At 71.8% G+C, this 15,715-nt stretch carries 9 protein-coding genes; 4 read left to right on the top strand and 5 right to left on the bottom strand.

Annotated features, from left to right (window positions below; translation table 11 throughout):
• Positions 1 to 47: 47 nt before the first annotated feature.
• Entirely contained in the window at positions 48 to 1,070 is a 1,023-nt protein-coding gene (gene fbaA, locus AB0G15_RS02915; RefSeq protein WP_362834746.1) for a class II fructose-bisphosphate aldolase, read from the bottom strand.
• A 312-nt stretch (positions 1,071 to 1,382) separates the two neighbouring features.
• Between fbaA and AB0G15_RS02910 the strand changes: the two genes are divergently transcribed.
• Positions 1,383 to 1,808: a hypothetical protein gene (locus AB0G15_RS02910; protein ID WP_362834745.1), complete on the top strand. Its 426-nt coding sequence runs from the start codon at positions 1,383 to 1,385 to the stop codon at positions 1,806 to 1,808.
• 150 nt (positions 1,809 to 1,958) lie between these two features.
• Here AB0G15_RS02910 and pyrE read toward each other — a convergent pair whose 3' ends face one another.
• Positions 1,959 to 2,495, bottom strand: a complete 537-nt coding sequence (gene pyrE / locus AB0G15_RS02905; RefSeq protein ID WP_362834744.1) for an orotate phosphoribosyltransferase — start codon at positions 2,493 to 2,495, stop codon at positions 1,959 to 1,961.
• A 170-nt stretch (positions 2,496 to 2,665) separates the two neighbouring features.
• Here pyrE and AB0G15_RS02900 point away from each other — a divergent pair, with 170 nt between their 5' ends.
• Both AB0G15_RS02900 and AB0G15_RS02895 read left to right on the top strand, forming a co-directional pair.
• Positions 2,666 to 5,443, top strand: coding sequence for an anti-sigma factor (locus AB0G15_RS02900; RefSeq protein ID WP_362834743.1), 2,778 nt, complete (start codon positions 2,666 to 2,668; stop codon positions 5,441 to 5,443).
• 559 nt (positions 5,444 to 6,002) lie between these two features.
• Positions 6,003 to 7,211, top strand: a complete 1,209-nt coding sequence (locus AB0G15_RS02895) for an NYN domain-containing protein (protein WP_362834742.1) — start codon at positions 6,003 to 6,005, stop codon at positions 7,209 to 7,211.
• Between the two features lie 92 nt (positions 7,212 to 7,303).
• Here AB0G15_RS02895 and AB0G15_RS02890 read toward each other — a convergent pair whose 3' ends face one another.
• Together AB0G15_RS02890 and AB0G15_RS02885 are read right to left on the bottom strand one after the other, a co-directional pair.
• Positions 7,304 to 7,936 carry a response regulator gene (locus AB0G15_RS02890; RefSeq protein WP_362834741.1) on the bottom strand — a complete coding sequence of 211 codons (633 nt, stop codon included), beginning with the start codon at positions 7,934 to 7,936 and terminating at the stop codon, positions 7,304 to 7,306.
• 3 nt (positions 7,937 to 7,939) lie between these two features.
• Positions 7,940 to 12,115, bottom strand: a complete 4,176-nt coding sequence (locus AB0G15_RS02885) for a HAMP domain-containing protein (protein WP_362834740.1) — start codon at positions 12,113 to 12,115, stop codon at positions 7,940 to 7,942.
• A gap of 120 nt (positions 12,116 to 12,235) precedes the next feature.
• Here AB0G15_RS02885 and AB0G15_RS02880 point away from each other — a divergent pair, with 120 nt between their 5' ends.
• The gene (locus AB0G15_RS02880) at positions 12,236 to 13,774 is read left to right on the top strand and encodes a PP2C family protein-serine/threonine phosphatase (RefSeq protein ID WP_362834739.1); all 1,539 of its coding nucleotides are present in this window, start codon (positions 12,236 to 12,238) and stop codon (positions 13,772 to 13,774) included.
• A 121-nt stretch (positions 13,775 to 13,895) separates the two neighbouring features.
• On the opposite strand, the gene AB0G15_RS02875 is transcribed toward AB0G15_RS02880, so the two are convergent.
• Positions 13,896 to 15,662: a prolyl oligopeptidase family serine peptidase gene (locus AB0G15_RS02875; RefSeq protein WP_362834738.1), complete on the bottom strand. Its 1,767-nt coding sequence runs from the start codon at positions 15,660 to 15,662 to the stop codon at positions 13,896 to 13,898.
• Positions 15,663 to 15,715: the final 53 nt, after the last annotated feature.

The following is a 15,715-nucleotide window of genomic DNA, read 5'->3' as shown; positions in this document are numbered from 1 at the left end:
CCGGAAGCCGATCTCGCGCGACCTTCCGCCGTGGCGCTTTCGCGGCCTTAGGAGATCTTGGTGCCCGCGGACTTCAGGTGCTGGGCGGCCTCGACGATGCGCGCCGCCATCGAGGTCTCGGCGGCCTTGCCGTAGGAGCGGGGGTCGTACACCTTCTTGTTGCCGACGTCGCCGTCGACCTTGAGCACGCCGTCGTAGTTCCTGAACATGTGGTCGGCGATCGGGCGGGTGAAGGCGTACTGCGTGTCGGTGTCGATGTTCATCTTCACCACGCCGTAGGAGATGGCCTCGTGGATCTCCTCGAGCAGCGAGCCGGAGCCGCCGTGGAAGACCAGGTCGAACGGCTTCTCCGTGCCGTACTTGGCGCTGACCGCGTCCTGGATCTCCTTGAGCACGCTCGGGCGGAGCTTGACGTGGCCCGGCTTGTAGACGCCGTGCACGTTGCCGAAGGTCGCGGCGAGCATGTAGCGGCCCCGCTCACCCAGGCCCAGGGCCTCGGCGGTCGCGAGGGCGTCCTCGGTGGTGGTGTAGAGCTTCTCGTTGATCTCGCCGACGACGCCGTCCTCCTCGCCGCCGACCACGCCGATCTCCACCTCCAGGACGATCCGCGCGCGGGCCGTCTTCTCGATGAGCTCCTTGGCGATCTCCAGGTTCTCGTCCAGCGGCACGGCGGAGCCGTCCCACATGTGCGACTGGAAGAGGGGGTCCTCGCCCCTGGCCACCCGCTCGAGGGAGATGTCGAGCAGCGGGCGCACGAAACCGTCCAGCTTGTCCTTGGGACAGTGGTCGGTGTGCAGGGCGATCGTCACGGGGTAGTTGGCCGCGACGACGCGGGCGTACTCCGCCAGCGCCACCGAGCCGGTCACCATGTTCTTGACCGTGGTGCCCGAGAGGAAATCGGCGCCGCCGGTCGACACCTGGACGATGCCGTCGCTCTCCGCCTCGGCGAACCCCCTGAGCGCCGCGTTGAGGGTCTGTGACGAGGTCACGTTGATGGCCGGGTAGGCGAAACCGCCTGCCTTGGCCCGGTCGAGCATCTCGGCGTAGACCTCTGGAGTAGCGATAGGCATCGTGTCATCTCCCTGGAGACGGCTGTGAACAGCTGGCGCGTGGCTATGAGGACATAGCCCGTGGGCCAGTATCCCGGGTTCATGCCCGGCCGGATAGCTCCAGTACCACTTCGATCCGTACCGATGTACCCCGGCCGTGTCTCCAACCTATCCCCGGCCCCTCCCCGGCCGGAGAGCCCGGGGCGCACGACCTGGGCGGGTGCGGACGATCTTCCGGATCCCCGTTCTTCCCGGCCGATCCGCCGGGACGGTCGTGAAATCTCCTCACGAACCGCTAACCTCCACAGTGTGGGACGCCACAGGTCTGACCCCATGGGTATCGCGCGCCTGGTCCTCGTCGGACTGGCGGTGCTGGCGCTCGTCGCCCTGATCGTGTTCGGAGCCCTCTCGCTGTTCGGCAGCCTGGGCTCCGGTACGGACACGGTCGCGTCGCCCGCCCCCTCGGCCGGCGTGTCGTCCGCCGCCGTCTCCCCGCCCCCCTCCGCCGCCCCCGAGCGCGTCCCGACGGTCCTCGTCGAGTGCATGCGGGAACACTGCCCCACGGTCTTCCTGAAGGTCACCGGTGGCGACGTGCTCCTCGACCGGGAGCTGACCCGCGGCGAGCGGTTCCAGGCCTTCGATCCCAAGGTCGACGTCGTCCTGGCCGACTCCGCCGCCGTCCGCGTCCAGGTGAACGGGGCCGTCCGCTCCCCGGGCAAGGCGGGGGAGCGCCAGGAGTTCACGGTCTCCCGCAAGTAGCCCCGGCCCTCCCGCCGGCTCCGGATCCCCCGCGCGAAAAGTCCTCCGGCCCCTGTACGCGGCTCCAGAGCAGACCGGGCCGGGTCGGGCCTGGTCGGGCTGGGCCGGGCAGATCAGGCCAGGCCGGGCCGGGGGCCGGAGGGCGTGGTTCTAGGCCAGGCCGAGGTCGGCCAGGTCGTAGGCGGTCCGGTACGGCAGTCCCGCCCCGGCGATCGCCGCGGCGGCGCCCCGGTCCACGATCGTGGCGACCGCCACGACCTCGGCGCCCGCCTCGCGCAGCGCCTCCACCGCGGTCAGCGGGGATCCGCCGGTGGTGGAGGTGTCCTCGACCACCAGCACCCGCCGCCCCGACACGTCCGGTCCCTCGATCCGGCGCTGCATGCCGTGGGTCTTCTGCGCCTTGCGGACCACGAACGTGTCGAGCCTCCCGCCGCGCGCGGCCGCCGCGTGCATCATGGCGGTCGCCACCGGGTCGGCGCCCAGAGTCAGGCCGCCGACCGCCTCGTAGTCGAGGTCCTCGGTGATGTCCAGCATGACCCGCCCCACCAGCGGCGCCGCCTGCCCGTCAAGGGTCACCCTGCGCATGTCCACGTAGAAGTCGGCCTCCATGCCCGAGGACAGCACGACCTTGCCGTGCACCACGGCCTTGCCCTTGATCTCCGCCAGCAGGTTCTCGCGATCGCTCATGGCACAAGGTTAGGGCGATCCCGGAACCCGTCCGATCGGACCCCGCCGGGAAACCGGGCCGCCGTAACGCGAGTTTCGGGCCGGAGGTGGCAAAAGTGCGATCCGGGTTTACTCGCGGCGCGTACTGCGGGATTATCCGGCAGGCAACTCCAGGTAATGGTGAGGTCACAATGAGTGTGAAAACATCTCAAGGCGACGCTGAACTGCTGGCTGCCACCAGGAACGGCGACGTGGCCGCCTACCGGGTGCTCCATCAGCGGCACGCCCCCGCGGCGCATGCCCTGGCCCGCCTGCTCCTGCCGGGCGAGGCCGACGTCGAGGGCGCCGTGGAGAGGACGTTCGCCGATGTCCACCACGTGATCGCCCAGGGACACGGCCCTGAACAGGCGTTCCGCGCCTACCTGCTCACCGCCCTCCGCCGTACCGCCGACGCCCGTCCCGCCGACGCCCGTCCCGGTACGACCGGTACGGGGAGCGGCCCGGCGGCCGCCGGGCCGGAAGCCGGCAGGAAAGCGGCGGGGGAGACCGGTGAGCGGGCGCAGGGGGAGGCCGGCGGAAGGACGCGGGAGGAGACCGGCGAGAGCGCGGACGGAGATGACGCAGAGGACGCAGAGGACGCAGAGGACGCAGAGGACGCAGAGGACGCAGAGGAAGGAGAGGACGCGGAGACCGGCGAGCGGGCGCAGGGGGAGATCGACGAGCGGGCGGACGGAGAGTCCCCTTCCGGCCCGCGCGTGTTTCTGGTCGACCCGTCGGTGGCGGGCCTGGAACGCTCGCCGGTGGCCAGGGCGTTCCTCTCCCTGCCCGAGCGGTGGCAGTTCGTCCTGTGGCACGCCGAGGTCGAGAGGCTCAGGGTCGAGGACGTCGGGCTCCTGCTGGGCCTGACGGTCAACGGCACGGCCGCGCTCGCCCACCGGGCACGGGAGGGTACGCGCCAGGCGTGCCTGCGCATCCACCTGGCCGAGACGTCCGCCCCCGAGTGCCGGCCCGTGCTGGCCAGGCTGGGGCCCTACACCCGCGGCGGCCTGCCCAGGGAACAGGGCAGGATCATCGACAGGCATCTGGACGGTTGCTCCGGCTGCCGCGCGGTGCTCGCGGAGCTGACCGGCATCGGCCAGGGCATCCGCTCGGTGATCGGGCCGCTCGTCGCAGGTCCCGCGTTCCCCGCCTACCTGACGGCACTCGCCAGGATGGGCGCCACGGCGGGTGGCGGGCTGGCCGGGCGATGGCACCGGGCTCCCCGGTCCGTACGGCGCGCCGTCGCGACCGGCGCGATGGCGACCGCGGTCGCGGTGGCCGCGGCCCTCGTGCTGGTGTCGGCCGAGGGACCCGCCCCCGGGCCGAGCACGGCCTCCGAGCCGATCGTCATGGCCCCCGCGCCCGGCTCCCCCGCCCCGCGGGAGGCCTCGGACGGGCCGGACACCTCCGGCTCGCCCGTACCGTCACTCTCCGGGCGGACGGCGGGTTCCGGCCGCGAGCCCGCCGGGACCGGTACGACGCCCGGATCCGGTGGGTCGAGTGCCGGTGCGGCACCAGGCGTCGAACTCGGGGAAACGGGAGCCGGGAGCGGTGACCCGGCGGAGACGCCGACGGAGACATTGACGGGGACACCGACGGGGACGGCAGGAGCGGGGCAGGACGGCCGGACGGGTTCCTGGCTCGCCCCCCGCCTGGTGGCCAAGATCGACGCGCTCGGCGCCCTGGTCAGGTCCGAGGCCGGGATCGTCGTGGTGCGTCTCCGCAACGCGGGCCGAGGTCAGAGCGAGGAGGTCGTCGCCGACGTCGGCCTGCCGCGGGGCGTGACGCTGCCGTCCGGGTCCCGCAGGGGAAACGCCGTCGGCGGCGTCACGCCGGTCGGCACGGTCGACGGCTGGTCCTGCCGGGCGAGGAGCCGGGGTGCCCGCTGCGTCCGCGGCCCGCTGCCCGCGGGCCGGGCCACGGCGGTCTTCCTGAGGGTCCTGGTGTCGGGCGACGCGCCCTACGGGGCGGTGCCCTCGGTCACGGTCTCCACCGCGGGGACGCGGGTGGCGGCCAGGTCGCGCGGCGGGGTACGGGCGACGGGCGCCCCGGCCCGGTTCGCCACCGACGGCCGGGTGGCCGTCTCCGCGATCGGCAACACCCTGATGAGCTGCGCGCCCTCGGAGCCCGCGTGCGAGGCCGCCCACTCGCGGCGGGGCGGCAGGCGCGACAACAACAGCTGGGAGATGCGTCCCCTCGACCGAGACGGGGATCTTTCGACGAGCAGTTCGAGCGCCGCCCGGCTCGTCCTGCCGGCGGCGAGCAAGGTGGTCTGGGCGGGACTCTACTGGTCGGCGAGCGCGCCCCCCAGCGGGCGGATCAAGCTCAAGGTGCCGGGCGAGAAGCGGTACCGGCAGGTCAGGGCCACGCAGGTGGTGGAGCGGGAGCTGCCCGCGGGACGCGGCTACCAGGCGTTCGCCGACGTGACGCGTCTGCTGGGCACGGTCCGCGGGACGTACTGGGTGGCCGACGCCTCCGTGCGGTCCGGGGTGGCGCGCCATGCCGGCTGGAGCCTGGTCATCATCGTGGCCGACCCGCGCCGGCCGTACAGCCAGGCCGTCGTCGTGGACACCGCGACGGTGCTGGACGGGGGGCACCGCTCGGCGCGGATGCCGCTCGGAGGGCTCACCCCCTCAGGCTCCGGCGCCCCCGCGAGGCTGGCCCTGGTGACCTGGGAGGGTGACGCGGGCGTCATGGGGGATCGGGTGAGGATCGGCGGACGGCCCCTGCGGCCCGCGGGCGGGGAGCGGGACCCGCGCAATCCCTTCGACGGGTCCGCCGCCGGGGCGCGGGGCACCGGCACGACCTTCGGCACGGACGTGGACCGCTTCCGGACGCCCCTCGGCCGCGACCCGGTGCTGGAGCTCAGCACGCGCCAGGACGTCCTGCTGTTCGGCGCGGCGGCGGTGAGCGTGCAGACCGCCTTCTGACGGCGTGCGCGGGCCGTGTGGTGTCAGGGCCGCGCGGTGTCAGGGCCGCGCGGTGCCAGGGCCGCGCGGTGCCAGGGCCGCGCGGTGTCGGCGGTGTAGACGGTGCCGGCAGGGCCGGGGAAGAGATGTCCTGCCGCTTTCCCGGTGGGCGTCCTCCGTGGTCGAAGAACCATGTCCCCGGTGGTGGAGGAGGGGCGCGCCGTTCGCCCGGGTCCGCCGTGCGGCAAAGGCGCATGCGGGGCGAGGGGACGGCGAAGGCGCATGCGGGGCGCGGGGACACAACGGGGGCACAGTGGGGGCCCAGCGGGGACATACGGGGCGGGGTGGCGGGAAACCGAGCGAGTGGCACCTCGCAGGGGGATCCACGAACGGGACAAACTGGTACGGTCGGCGTGAACGGTCCAGCGTATGGTCGAGCGCGGGTGGAATCGTCGGGATTCACCCTCGGATGGTCAGCTGCTTGATTACCCTGAGGAAGGGCCGTCTGTCCGGTCTCTTAGGGGTTCTTTCAGGCTTGTCTGAACCGAAGGATCGGGCCACGTAGGAAGGGCGGTGTCGTGTGGATCGTTGCGCGCTGTTCGTGGACGCCGGCTACCTGCTGGCCGACGGCGCGATGGCGGTGCACGGTACCCGCCACCGCGAGTCCGTCTCCTGGGATTACCCGGGGCTGCTCCAGCTGCTCAACAAGCTGTCGAGAGAGCGCACCGGCCTGCCACTGTTGCGCTGCTACTGGTACGAGGCGACCGTGGAGGGCCGTCGCACCCCGGAACACGACACGCTGGCCGACATCCCCGGCCTCAAGCTCCGCCTGTCGCGCATCCGCCCCGGCCGCCGCGAGGGCGTCGACGCCCAGGTCCACCGCGACCTGATGACCCTGGCCCGCAACGGCGCGGTCTGCGACGCGGTCGTGGTCAGCGGTGACGAGGACCTGGCGCAGGTCGTCTGCGACGCCCAGGACCTCGGCATCCGGGTCACCGTGGTCCACATCAGCGCCGACGGCAGCTGGGCCGTCTCCCGCACGCTGCGCCAGGAGTGCGACGACCTGATCGAGATCGGCGCCGGTCATCTGCGCCCCCACGTCAGCCTGCTCAGCGGCGAGACGCCCGCCCTGGTGGCCAACGGCCACCAGCACGGCTCCGGCAACGGCCAGTCCACCACCTCCCGCGGCGCCGGCGGCAGCAACGGCGCCCCGGCCACCAGCCCCATCCCCGCGGTCCAGACCTCCCGTGCGGCCCACGCCCAGCCCGCGCTGCCCTCCACCTACCCGAGCTACACCCAGGAGTCGCCGATCACCCCGGTCACTCCCGCCGCACCGCCGCCCTCGCCGGCCCCGCCGTCCTCGCCCTCCTCCGCGCCCTCGCACGCGGCCGCCGGCAACCACACCGGCCCGCTGCCGGCCGCGCCTCAGTACTCGCTGGGCAACACCGGCGGCATGCCGAGTTACCAGTCCCCGCAGATGGGCGCCTACACCGGTCCCCAGCCGGCCCCGGTTCCCCCGCAGAGCTCCGGAACCGGCACCGCGACGACTCTCTCCGACGCGGTGCAGGCCGCACACAAGGAAGGCCACGACTTCGGCGAGTCCGTGGCCAAGGACGCGCCCGCCCTGTGGCTGGAGGCGGTCCTCGCCCGCAAGCCCCGGATGCCCTCGGACCTGGAGGCACGCCTGCTCCAGGGCTCCTCCCTGCCGATCGACTTCCTCCTGCACGACGAGGTCCGCCACGCCCTGCGCCGCGGCTTCTGGGACGCCCTGGAGCGCGCCCGCCGCTGAGACGCGCACAGCGCTCAGAAACGCGAGACGCGCACAGCGCTCAGAAACGCGAGACGCGCACAACGCTCAGAAACGCACCGTGGGAACGTCCGTCAGGTAAGGGCGTCGAAGCCCGCGCGCAGGTGGTCGATGCGGTTGGACAGGTCGGCCACCGGCCCGGCGAGGGCGGGGTCGCCGCTCTTGCGGGCCAGCTCGGCGACCCGGCCGAGCTCCTCCTCGACGGCGGTGAGGCGCCTGGACAGCTCGGGCAGCACGGCTGCCTGGTCGGACGCCTCACCGGACGGCAGCTCCGCGCCGAGGCGCTCGCGGAGCATGGTGGCCTGCTCGGCCAGCCTGCGGTTCATGTTGTAGAGCTCCACGAACACCGCGACCTTGGCCCGGAGCACCCACGGGTCGAAGGGCTTGGTGAGATAGTCGACGGCGCCCGCCGCGTAGCTGCGGAAGGCGTAGTCGGGCGCGCTGTCGACCACGGTCAGGAAGATGATCGGGATGTTGCGGGTGCGCTCGCGGCGCTTGATGTGGGCCGCCGTCTCGAACCCGTCCATGCCCGGCATCCGGACGTCGAGCAGGATCAGGGCGAACTCCGTGCCGAGCAGGGCCTTCAGCGCCTCCTCCCCCGACTTGGCCCGGACGGGTATCAGATCGAGCGAGCTGAGAATGGCCTCGAGCGCGATCAGGTTCTCCTCCCGGTCGTCGACCAGGAGAATCTTGGCTCTGTCCGGCATCGATCACACGCCTTCGTTGGAGTCGCCGGCCGGCTTGCCCCGGGTCAGCCAGCCGCGCAACCTCTCCAGGAGGCGGTCGACGTCCACGGGCTTGGGCACGTAGTCGGAGGCGCCGGACGCGATGCTTTTCTCCCGGTCACCTCGCATGACCTTAGCGGTTAGCGCGATGATCGGCAGATCCGCGAACTGGGGCATCCGGCGGATCGCCGAGGTGGTGGCCCAACCGTCCATCTCCGGCATCATGATGTCCATCAGGACGAGGGAGACGTCCTCGTTGCGCTCGAGCTGCTCGATGCCCTCGCGGCCGTTCTCCGCGTAGATCACCGTGGAGCCGTAACGTTCGAGCACGCTGGTCAGCGCGAACACGTTGCGGATGTCGTCGTCCACGATCAGGATCTTCGCCCCGGTCAGCGGGTCGTCGCCCTTCCACGGCTTGCCCTCGCCCTGCGGGAACTGCGGCAGGGGCATGTCGTCGTTGAACGTCAGCTCCGGCAGGTCCTCCGGCTCCTCCAGCACGCCGACGAGCGCCGGGTTACGGGGGGAGGAGCTGGGGGCGCTCGCCCCGCCGTCGCGCGAGGCCAGCGGCCCGCCGTACGACGGGGGCAGGTAAAGGGTGAAGGTGCTGCCCTCGCCGACCTCGCTGATCACGTGGATCTCGCCGCCGAGCAGGCGGGCGATCTCCCGGCAGATGGACAGGCCCAGGCCCGTCCCCCCGTACTTGCGGCTGGTGGTCCCGTCGGCCTGGCGGAACGCCTCGAAGATGACCTCCAGCTTGTCGGAGGCGATCCCGATGCCGGTGTCGACCACCTCGAAGGCGAGGATGCCGTCGGCGCCGCGCAGGGTGTCGTCCACGAAGGAGACGGCGCGCCTGGCGTGGATCACGCGCAGCCGCACCTCTCCCTTGGGGGTGAACTTGATCGCGTTGGAGAGCAGGTTGCGCAGCACCTGCTGCAGGCGCTGCTCGTCGGTGCGAAGCTCCTGCGGGATCGAGGGATCGACCTCGACGGTGAACGACAGGCCCTTGTCCTGGGCCAGCGGCGCGAAGGTGGCCTCGAAGTAGTCGACGAGCTTGGGCAGGGAGATCTGCTGGGGGTGGATGTCCATCCGGCCCGCCTCGACCTTCGACAGGTCGAGGATGTCGTTGATCAGCTGCAGCAGGGCCGAGCCGGCGCCGTGGATGGTCCTGGCGAACTCCACCTGCTGGGCGGTGAGGTTGCCGTCGGCGTTCTCGGTGAGCAGCTTGGCCAGCACGAGGAGGCTGTTCAGCGGGGTGCGCAGCTCGTGGGACATGTTGGCGAGGAACTCGGACTTGTAGCGGGAGGAGACCGCGAGCTGCTCGGCGCGCTCCTCCAGCGTGCGGCGGGCCTGCTCGATCTGGAAGTTCTGGATCTCGATGGCCCGGTTCTGCTTGGCCAGCAGCGCGGCCTTGTCCTCCAGCTCGGCGTTGGAGCGGCGCAACTCCTCCTGCTGGCGCTGGAGCTCGTCGGAACGCTCCCGCAGCTCGGTGGTGAGGCGCTGCGACTCGGTCAGCAGGTCCTCGGTCCTGGAGTTGGCGATGATCGTGTTCATCGTGACACCGATGGTCTCGACGAGCTGGTTCAGGAAGTCGTGGTGGATCTCGCTGAACTCGCTGAACGAGGCCAGCTCCAGCACGCCGAGCACCTGCGTCTCGAACAGGACCGGCAGCACGACGATCTGCGCGGGCGTGGAGGTGCTCAGGCCGGTGTCGACGGTCAGGTAGCGGGCGGGCACGTTGCCGAGGATGATCCCCCTGCCCTCCATCGCGGCCTGGCCCACGATGCCCTCGCCGGTCGCGAACCGCTGCCGGGGGCCGTTGCCGGAGCGGGCGCCGTACCCGGCGATGAGGTGCAGGTCGCGGTCACCGGTGGGTTCGGCGAGGTAGAAGGCGCCGTAGTGGGCCGACACCAGCGGGGTCAGCTCGCTCATGATGAGCTTGGCGACCTCCATCAGGTCGCGGTGGCCCTGCATCAGGCGGGAGATCCTCGCCAGGTTGGACTTCAGCCAGTCCTGCTCCTGGTTGGCGGTGGTGGTGTCGCGCAGCACCGCCACCATCATGTTGATGTTGTCCTTCAGCTCGCCGATCTCGCCCTCGGCGTCGACGGTGATGGAGCGGGTCAGGTCGCCGGTGGCCACGGCGGTGGTGACCTCGGCGATGGCGCGCACCTGGGTGGTCAGGCGGGCGGCGAGCTCGTTGACGTTCTCGGTGAGGCGCTTCCAGATGCCCTCGGCGCCCTCGACACGGGCCTGGCCGCCCAGCTTGCCCTCGGAGCCGACCTCGCGGGCGACGCGGGTGACCTCCGCACCGAAGGACGACAGCTGGTCGACCATGGTGTTGATCGTGGTCTTCAGCGCGAGGATCTCGCCCTGCGCGTTCACGTCGATCTTGCGGGTCAGGTTGCCGGACGCGACCGCGGTGGTGACCTCGGCGATGTTGCGGACCTGGTAGGTGAGGTTGTTGGCCATGGAGTTGACGTTGTCGGTGAGGTCCTTCCAGACCCCGGAGACGCCGCGTACGCGGGCCTGGCCGCCGAGCTGGCCCTCGGTGCCGACCTCGCGGGCGACGCGGGTGACCTCGTCGGCGAACATCGACAGCTGGTCCACCATGGTGTTCAGGGTGTCCTTGAGCTGGAGGATCTCGCCCTGCGCGTCCGCGGTGATCTTCTTGGACAGGTTGCCCTGGGCGACGGCGGTGGACACCGCGGCGATCTGGCGGACCTGGGTGGTCAGGTTGTTCGCCATCACGTTGACGTTGTCGGTGAGGTCCTTCCAGGTGCCGGAGACACCGGGCACCTGCGCCTGGCCGCCGAGCTGGCCCTCGGAGCCGACCTCGCGGGCCACGCGGCTCACCTCGGAGGCGAACGACGACAGCTGGTCGACCATGGTGTTGATCGTGGTCTTCAGCGCAAGGATCTCGCCCTGCGCGTTCACGTCGATCTTGCGGGTCAGGTCTCCGTTGGCGACCGCGGTGGTGACCTCGGCGATGTTGCGGACCTGGTAGGTGAGGTTGTTGGCCATGGAGTTGACGTTGTCGGTGAGGTCCTTCCAGACCCCGGAGACGCCGCGTACGCGGGCCTGGCCGCCGAGCTGGCCCTCGGTGCCGACCTCGCGGGCGACGCGGGTGACCTCGTCGGCGAACATCGACAGCTGGTCCACCATGGTGTTCAGGGTGTCCTTGAGCTGGAGGATCTCGCCCTGCGCGTCCGCGGTGATCTTCTTGGACAGGTCACCCTGCGCCACCGCCGTGGAGACCGCCGCGATGGCGCGGACCTGGGTGGTCAGGTTGCCCGCCATCACGTTGACGTTGTCGGTGAGGTCCTTCCAGACCCCCGAGACGCCGCGCACCTGCGCCTGGCCGCCGAGCTGGCCCTCGGTGCCGACCTCGCGGGCCACCCGGGTGACCTCCTCGGCGAACGCCAGCAGCTGGTCGACCATGGTGTTGACGGTGTTCTTCAGCTCGAACATCTCGCCGACCGCGTCGACGGTGACCTTGCGGCTCAGGTCGCCTCGCGCGACCCCGGTGGTCACCGCGGCGATGTCGCGGACCTGCGCGGAGACGCGGCTGGACATGGTGTTGACGGCCTCGGTGAGGTCGCGCCAGCTTCCCGACATGCCGCGCACGTTCGCCCGGCCGCCCAGGCGGCCCTCGGTGCCGACCTCCCTGGCCACCCGCGTCACCTCGGAGGTGAACAGCGACAGCTGGTCGACCATGCCGTTGATCGCCTTGCCGAGGCGGCGCACCTCGCCCCTGGCACCGCGGTCGAGATCGATCCGGCGGGACAGATCACCCTTGGCGACCGCGTCGATCACGTCCGCGGCCCCGCTGACCGGGCCCACGAGCGCGTCGATCAGCGTGTTGACCGAATCGACGCTCTCGGCCCATGAGCCCACGCCGGGACCGGGGGTGAGGCGCTCGCCGAAGCGGCCCTCCTTCACCACCTCGCGGCGGACCCGGTGCAGCTCGTTGGCCAGGTGCTCGCGGCGATCGGCCACCTCGTTGAGCAGCAGGCGGATCTCGCTGAGGATTCCCGGCGGGGCGTGCGGCACCCGGCGGCGGAAGTCACCGTCGCGCCAGGTGATGAGCGTCTGCAAGATTGGTCGCAGATCCGATTCGCTGTAACGTCGCTCCTCGACGTCGGGCACGGTGTTGACCGTGGTCATATGACCTCCTTGACTCCCGGGGGCGCAGCCGTGAGTCACCCCAGTCTGTCACGGTGCGCAATGTGTAGTCCCACCTTCGATTCACCCCATGTCAACGGGAAGTGTGGTAGTCACGGAACAGTGACCAGTGCTCCACGCGCCGTCCTGGCGGCGACCTTCGCCCCAGGACACACGGCCGTTCCTGCCGCCAGGCGGTTCACCATCGAGGTGATGACCGCCTGGGCCGCCGCGCCTGTTCTGGCGGTCGCAGAGCGGCTGGCGGCCGACCTGTCGTCGCAGGCGACCGATGCCTCTTTTGAGATCGTCTGGAGCCATCTGGGCGACGGGCTGCAGATCGAGGTGCGCCAGAGACAGGCTCCCGACGCGAGCCCCGGCGCCCCGTCCGTACCGGTGGAGGAATGGGGTGTCACCTTCGCCGGTCAGCAGCGCACGCACTGGGCCAGGATCCGGCTGCCCGGCTCCTCCGGGCGGCCGTCCTCGGAGTGGACCGCCGAGGAACCCAGCCGCGGGCCGATATGGATGGGTTTTCTCGCCGACGCCAGCGACCTGCTGGCGGGCACGCTCGACCCTGACATGGTGCCCGCGATCATCTCGCAGATCGTGGTGCCACGGCTGGCCACCTGGTGTGCCGTCTACACCTGGAGCAACGGCGGCGGCCCGCAGCGTCCAGCCTACCTCTGGCACACCGACGAGCGGCGCATCGACGGGCTCCGGGAGGAGCTCGCCAGCGTCCAGATCCCGCAGGCCGGCGGATCCATGCAGTTCGCCGACTCGCAGGTGCTGGTCATCCCGCTCCTCGCGCGCGGGCGCACGCTGGGCGCGATGTGCCTGGGGCGGCCCGACCGGTTCGCCGAGGACGTCTTCCAGTACGCCGAGGACATCGGCCGCCGCGCCGCGCTCGCCCTGGACAACGCCCTGCTGTACGCCACCCAGGCGGCGGCCAACCGGGCCCTGCAGCGCAGCCTGCTCCCGCCCGACGAGCCCGGCGAGATCCCCGGCCTGGACCCCGCGGTGGTCTACGAGCCCGCGGGGGAGACCAACGAGGTCGGCGGGGACTTCTACGATCTCTTCGCGGCGGGCGACGGCTCCTGGCGGTTCGCGGTGGGCGACGTCTGCGGGACCGGCCCCGAGGCCGCCGCGGTCACCGGCCTGGCCCGCCACACCCTGCGCCTGCTCTCACGGGAGGGGTACGGGGTGGCCGCCGTCCTCGACCGCCTCAACCAGGCCATCCTGGAAGAGGGCGAGCGCGCCCGCTTCCTGACGCTGCTGCACGGGGAGATCAAGCCCGTGCCGACCGGCCTGGACGTGGCGATGGTCTCCGCGGGGCACCCGGAGGCGCTGCGGCTGCGGCCCAGTGGCGCCGTGGAGGCCGTGGTGACCTCGCAGTCGCTGCTGGGCGTCTTCCCCGAGGCGACCTTCAAGGCGGAGCTCGTCCACCTCGACCCCGGCGACGTGCTTCTCGCGGTGACCGACGGGGTCACCGAGCGTCGCAGGGACGGGCGGCTGCTCGACGACGACGGGGGGCTGGCCAAGCTGCTGGCCGAGTGCGTGGGGCTGTCGGCGCGGGCGGTCGCCGAGCGGATCCGCCGCGCGGTCCAGGACTTCGCCCCCGAGCCGAGCGCCGACGACATGGCGATCGTGGTCCTGCGGGCCCGCTGACGAGGGTCGTCCACCCGGTGGACGAGACCGTTGACGGGGCCGTTCACCGGCCAGGCGAGATCGCCCGCACGACCTGGGGACCGTACGGGCGGAGACCGTCACACCTCACCGGGCATGCGGGTCAGACGTCGGTGTTCACGTGCTTCCTGGCGAAGTCCAGCTGGGCCGACATCTGCGCGATCCGCTCGGAGACGACCAGGGAGCCGTGGCCCGCGTCGTAGCGGTACACCTGGTGCTCGTGGTCGCGCTCGGCGAGCCGGGCCACGTACGCCTCGATCTGCCCGATCGGGCAGCGCGGGTCGTTCTCCCCGGCGAGGATCAGCAGCGGGGCCTCGACCTGGTCGACGTAGGTGATCGGCGAGCTGTTCACGTACCGCTCGGGCTGCTCCTCGGGCGAGCCGCCGAGCAGCGCGCGGTGGTAGGAGCGCAGCGCCTCCGTCTCCTCCTCGTAGGTGGCGACGTGGTCGGCGATCGGCACCGTGGCGATGCCCGCCGCCCACATCTTGGGCTGGGTGCCCAGGCCGAGCAGCGTGAGGTAGCCGCCCCAGGAGGCGCCGGACAGCACCAGCCGGTCGGGGTCGCAGACGCCGCGGTCGACCATCGTGTCCCTGACGGCGGCCACGTCGGCCAGCTCGATGTGCCCGACGTCGCCGTGCAGGGCGTTCCGCCAGGCCGAGCCGTATCCGGTGGAGCCCCGGTAGTTGACCCGTACGACCGCGAAGCCGAGGTCCACCCAGGCGGCCACCTGCGGCACGAAGGAGTCGTCGTCCTGGGCGGTGGGCCCGCCGTGCAGCATGAAGACCGTGGGGAAGGGGCCCGAGCCGCGCTCGGGGCGGGAGACCAGGGCGTGGATGCGGCCGCCTGGCCCCTCCACGTCCACGTCCTCGACCGGGACCGACGGGGGTGAGGTGGGGCCGCCGTGGTTCATCACCACGTGGCCGCTGGTCGACCGGATCAGCGGCGGGTGGGCTCCGCTGGACCAGGAGTACTCGACGGAGCCGTCGGGGCGGGGCGCGGCGGCGTCGATCACGCCGTGCTGGGTCTCGATCGGGAAGAGCCCGCCGCCGGGAAGGTCGTAGCGGGTCAGGTAGGTGCGCCCCCGGTTGCCGCGCACGACGAGCAGCGAGCGGCCGTCGTCGTACCAGTCGGCGGTGATCTCGCCCGGGTCGCGCAGCCAGATCTCCCGCTGGTCGCCGGTCTCGGGGTCCCAGACGAGGGGCTCGCGGCGGCCCCTGCGCTCGTGCAGGGTGAGCAGGCGGCGGTCCCCGGACAGCGGGGCGAAGCGCAGGCCGACGACCCCCTTGCCGGGGCCGTCGTGCAGGTCGCCGACGACCTCGCCGTTGCGCCGGAGCACGCGCAACCCGGGGTGCCGGGCGTCGCCGTGCTCGCTGTGGCTGATCGCGATCAGCGAGCCGTCCAGGGAGACCGCGGAGACGGCGGCCGCCTCGGTGTGCTCGTAGATCGTCCGCGCGGGCTCGCCCGGCCGTACGAGATGGATGGTGAAGCCCTCTCCCGGCCTGGCCATGCCGATGACCGCGTCGCCCGTCGCCGAGAGCCCGAGCCCGGCGGGGAAGCCGGGGGCGAGGTCGACCGGCTGGTCGGGACCGCCGTAGAAGGGCTGGCGCATCCACCGGCCCCACTCGTCGCCGTCGGTGTCGTCGAACCACCAGATCCACTGCCCGGTGGGATCGATCGCGCCGTGCGAGGTGCCCTTGGGCCTGGAGGTCGCCTGACGGGCGGAGCCGCCCGCGCGGTCCCAGGCGTAGACCTCCCACGCCCCCGAGGCGTTGCTGCGGTAGACGGACCGGCTGGGAGCCTGGCACGCCCACACGGGCAACGTCGCGCGCGGCGCACGGAACCTGGCCTGCCAGCGCTCCTCCGCCTTCATATGGCGCTTCCCTCCGTCAAGGCGTCAGCTTCACGCGTCCAGGCGCGGGCTCG

It is taken from the genome of Streptosporangium sp. NPDC023825 (genome assembly GCF_040639575.1).
In the GTDB taxonomy this organism is placed as follows: Bacteria; Actinomycetota; Actinomycetes; order Streptosporangiales; family Streptosporangiaceae; genus Streptosporangium.
The sequence above is the reverse complement of the archived record's forward strand: the minus strand, read 5'-3'. Positions and strand labels throughout refer to the sequence as shown.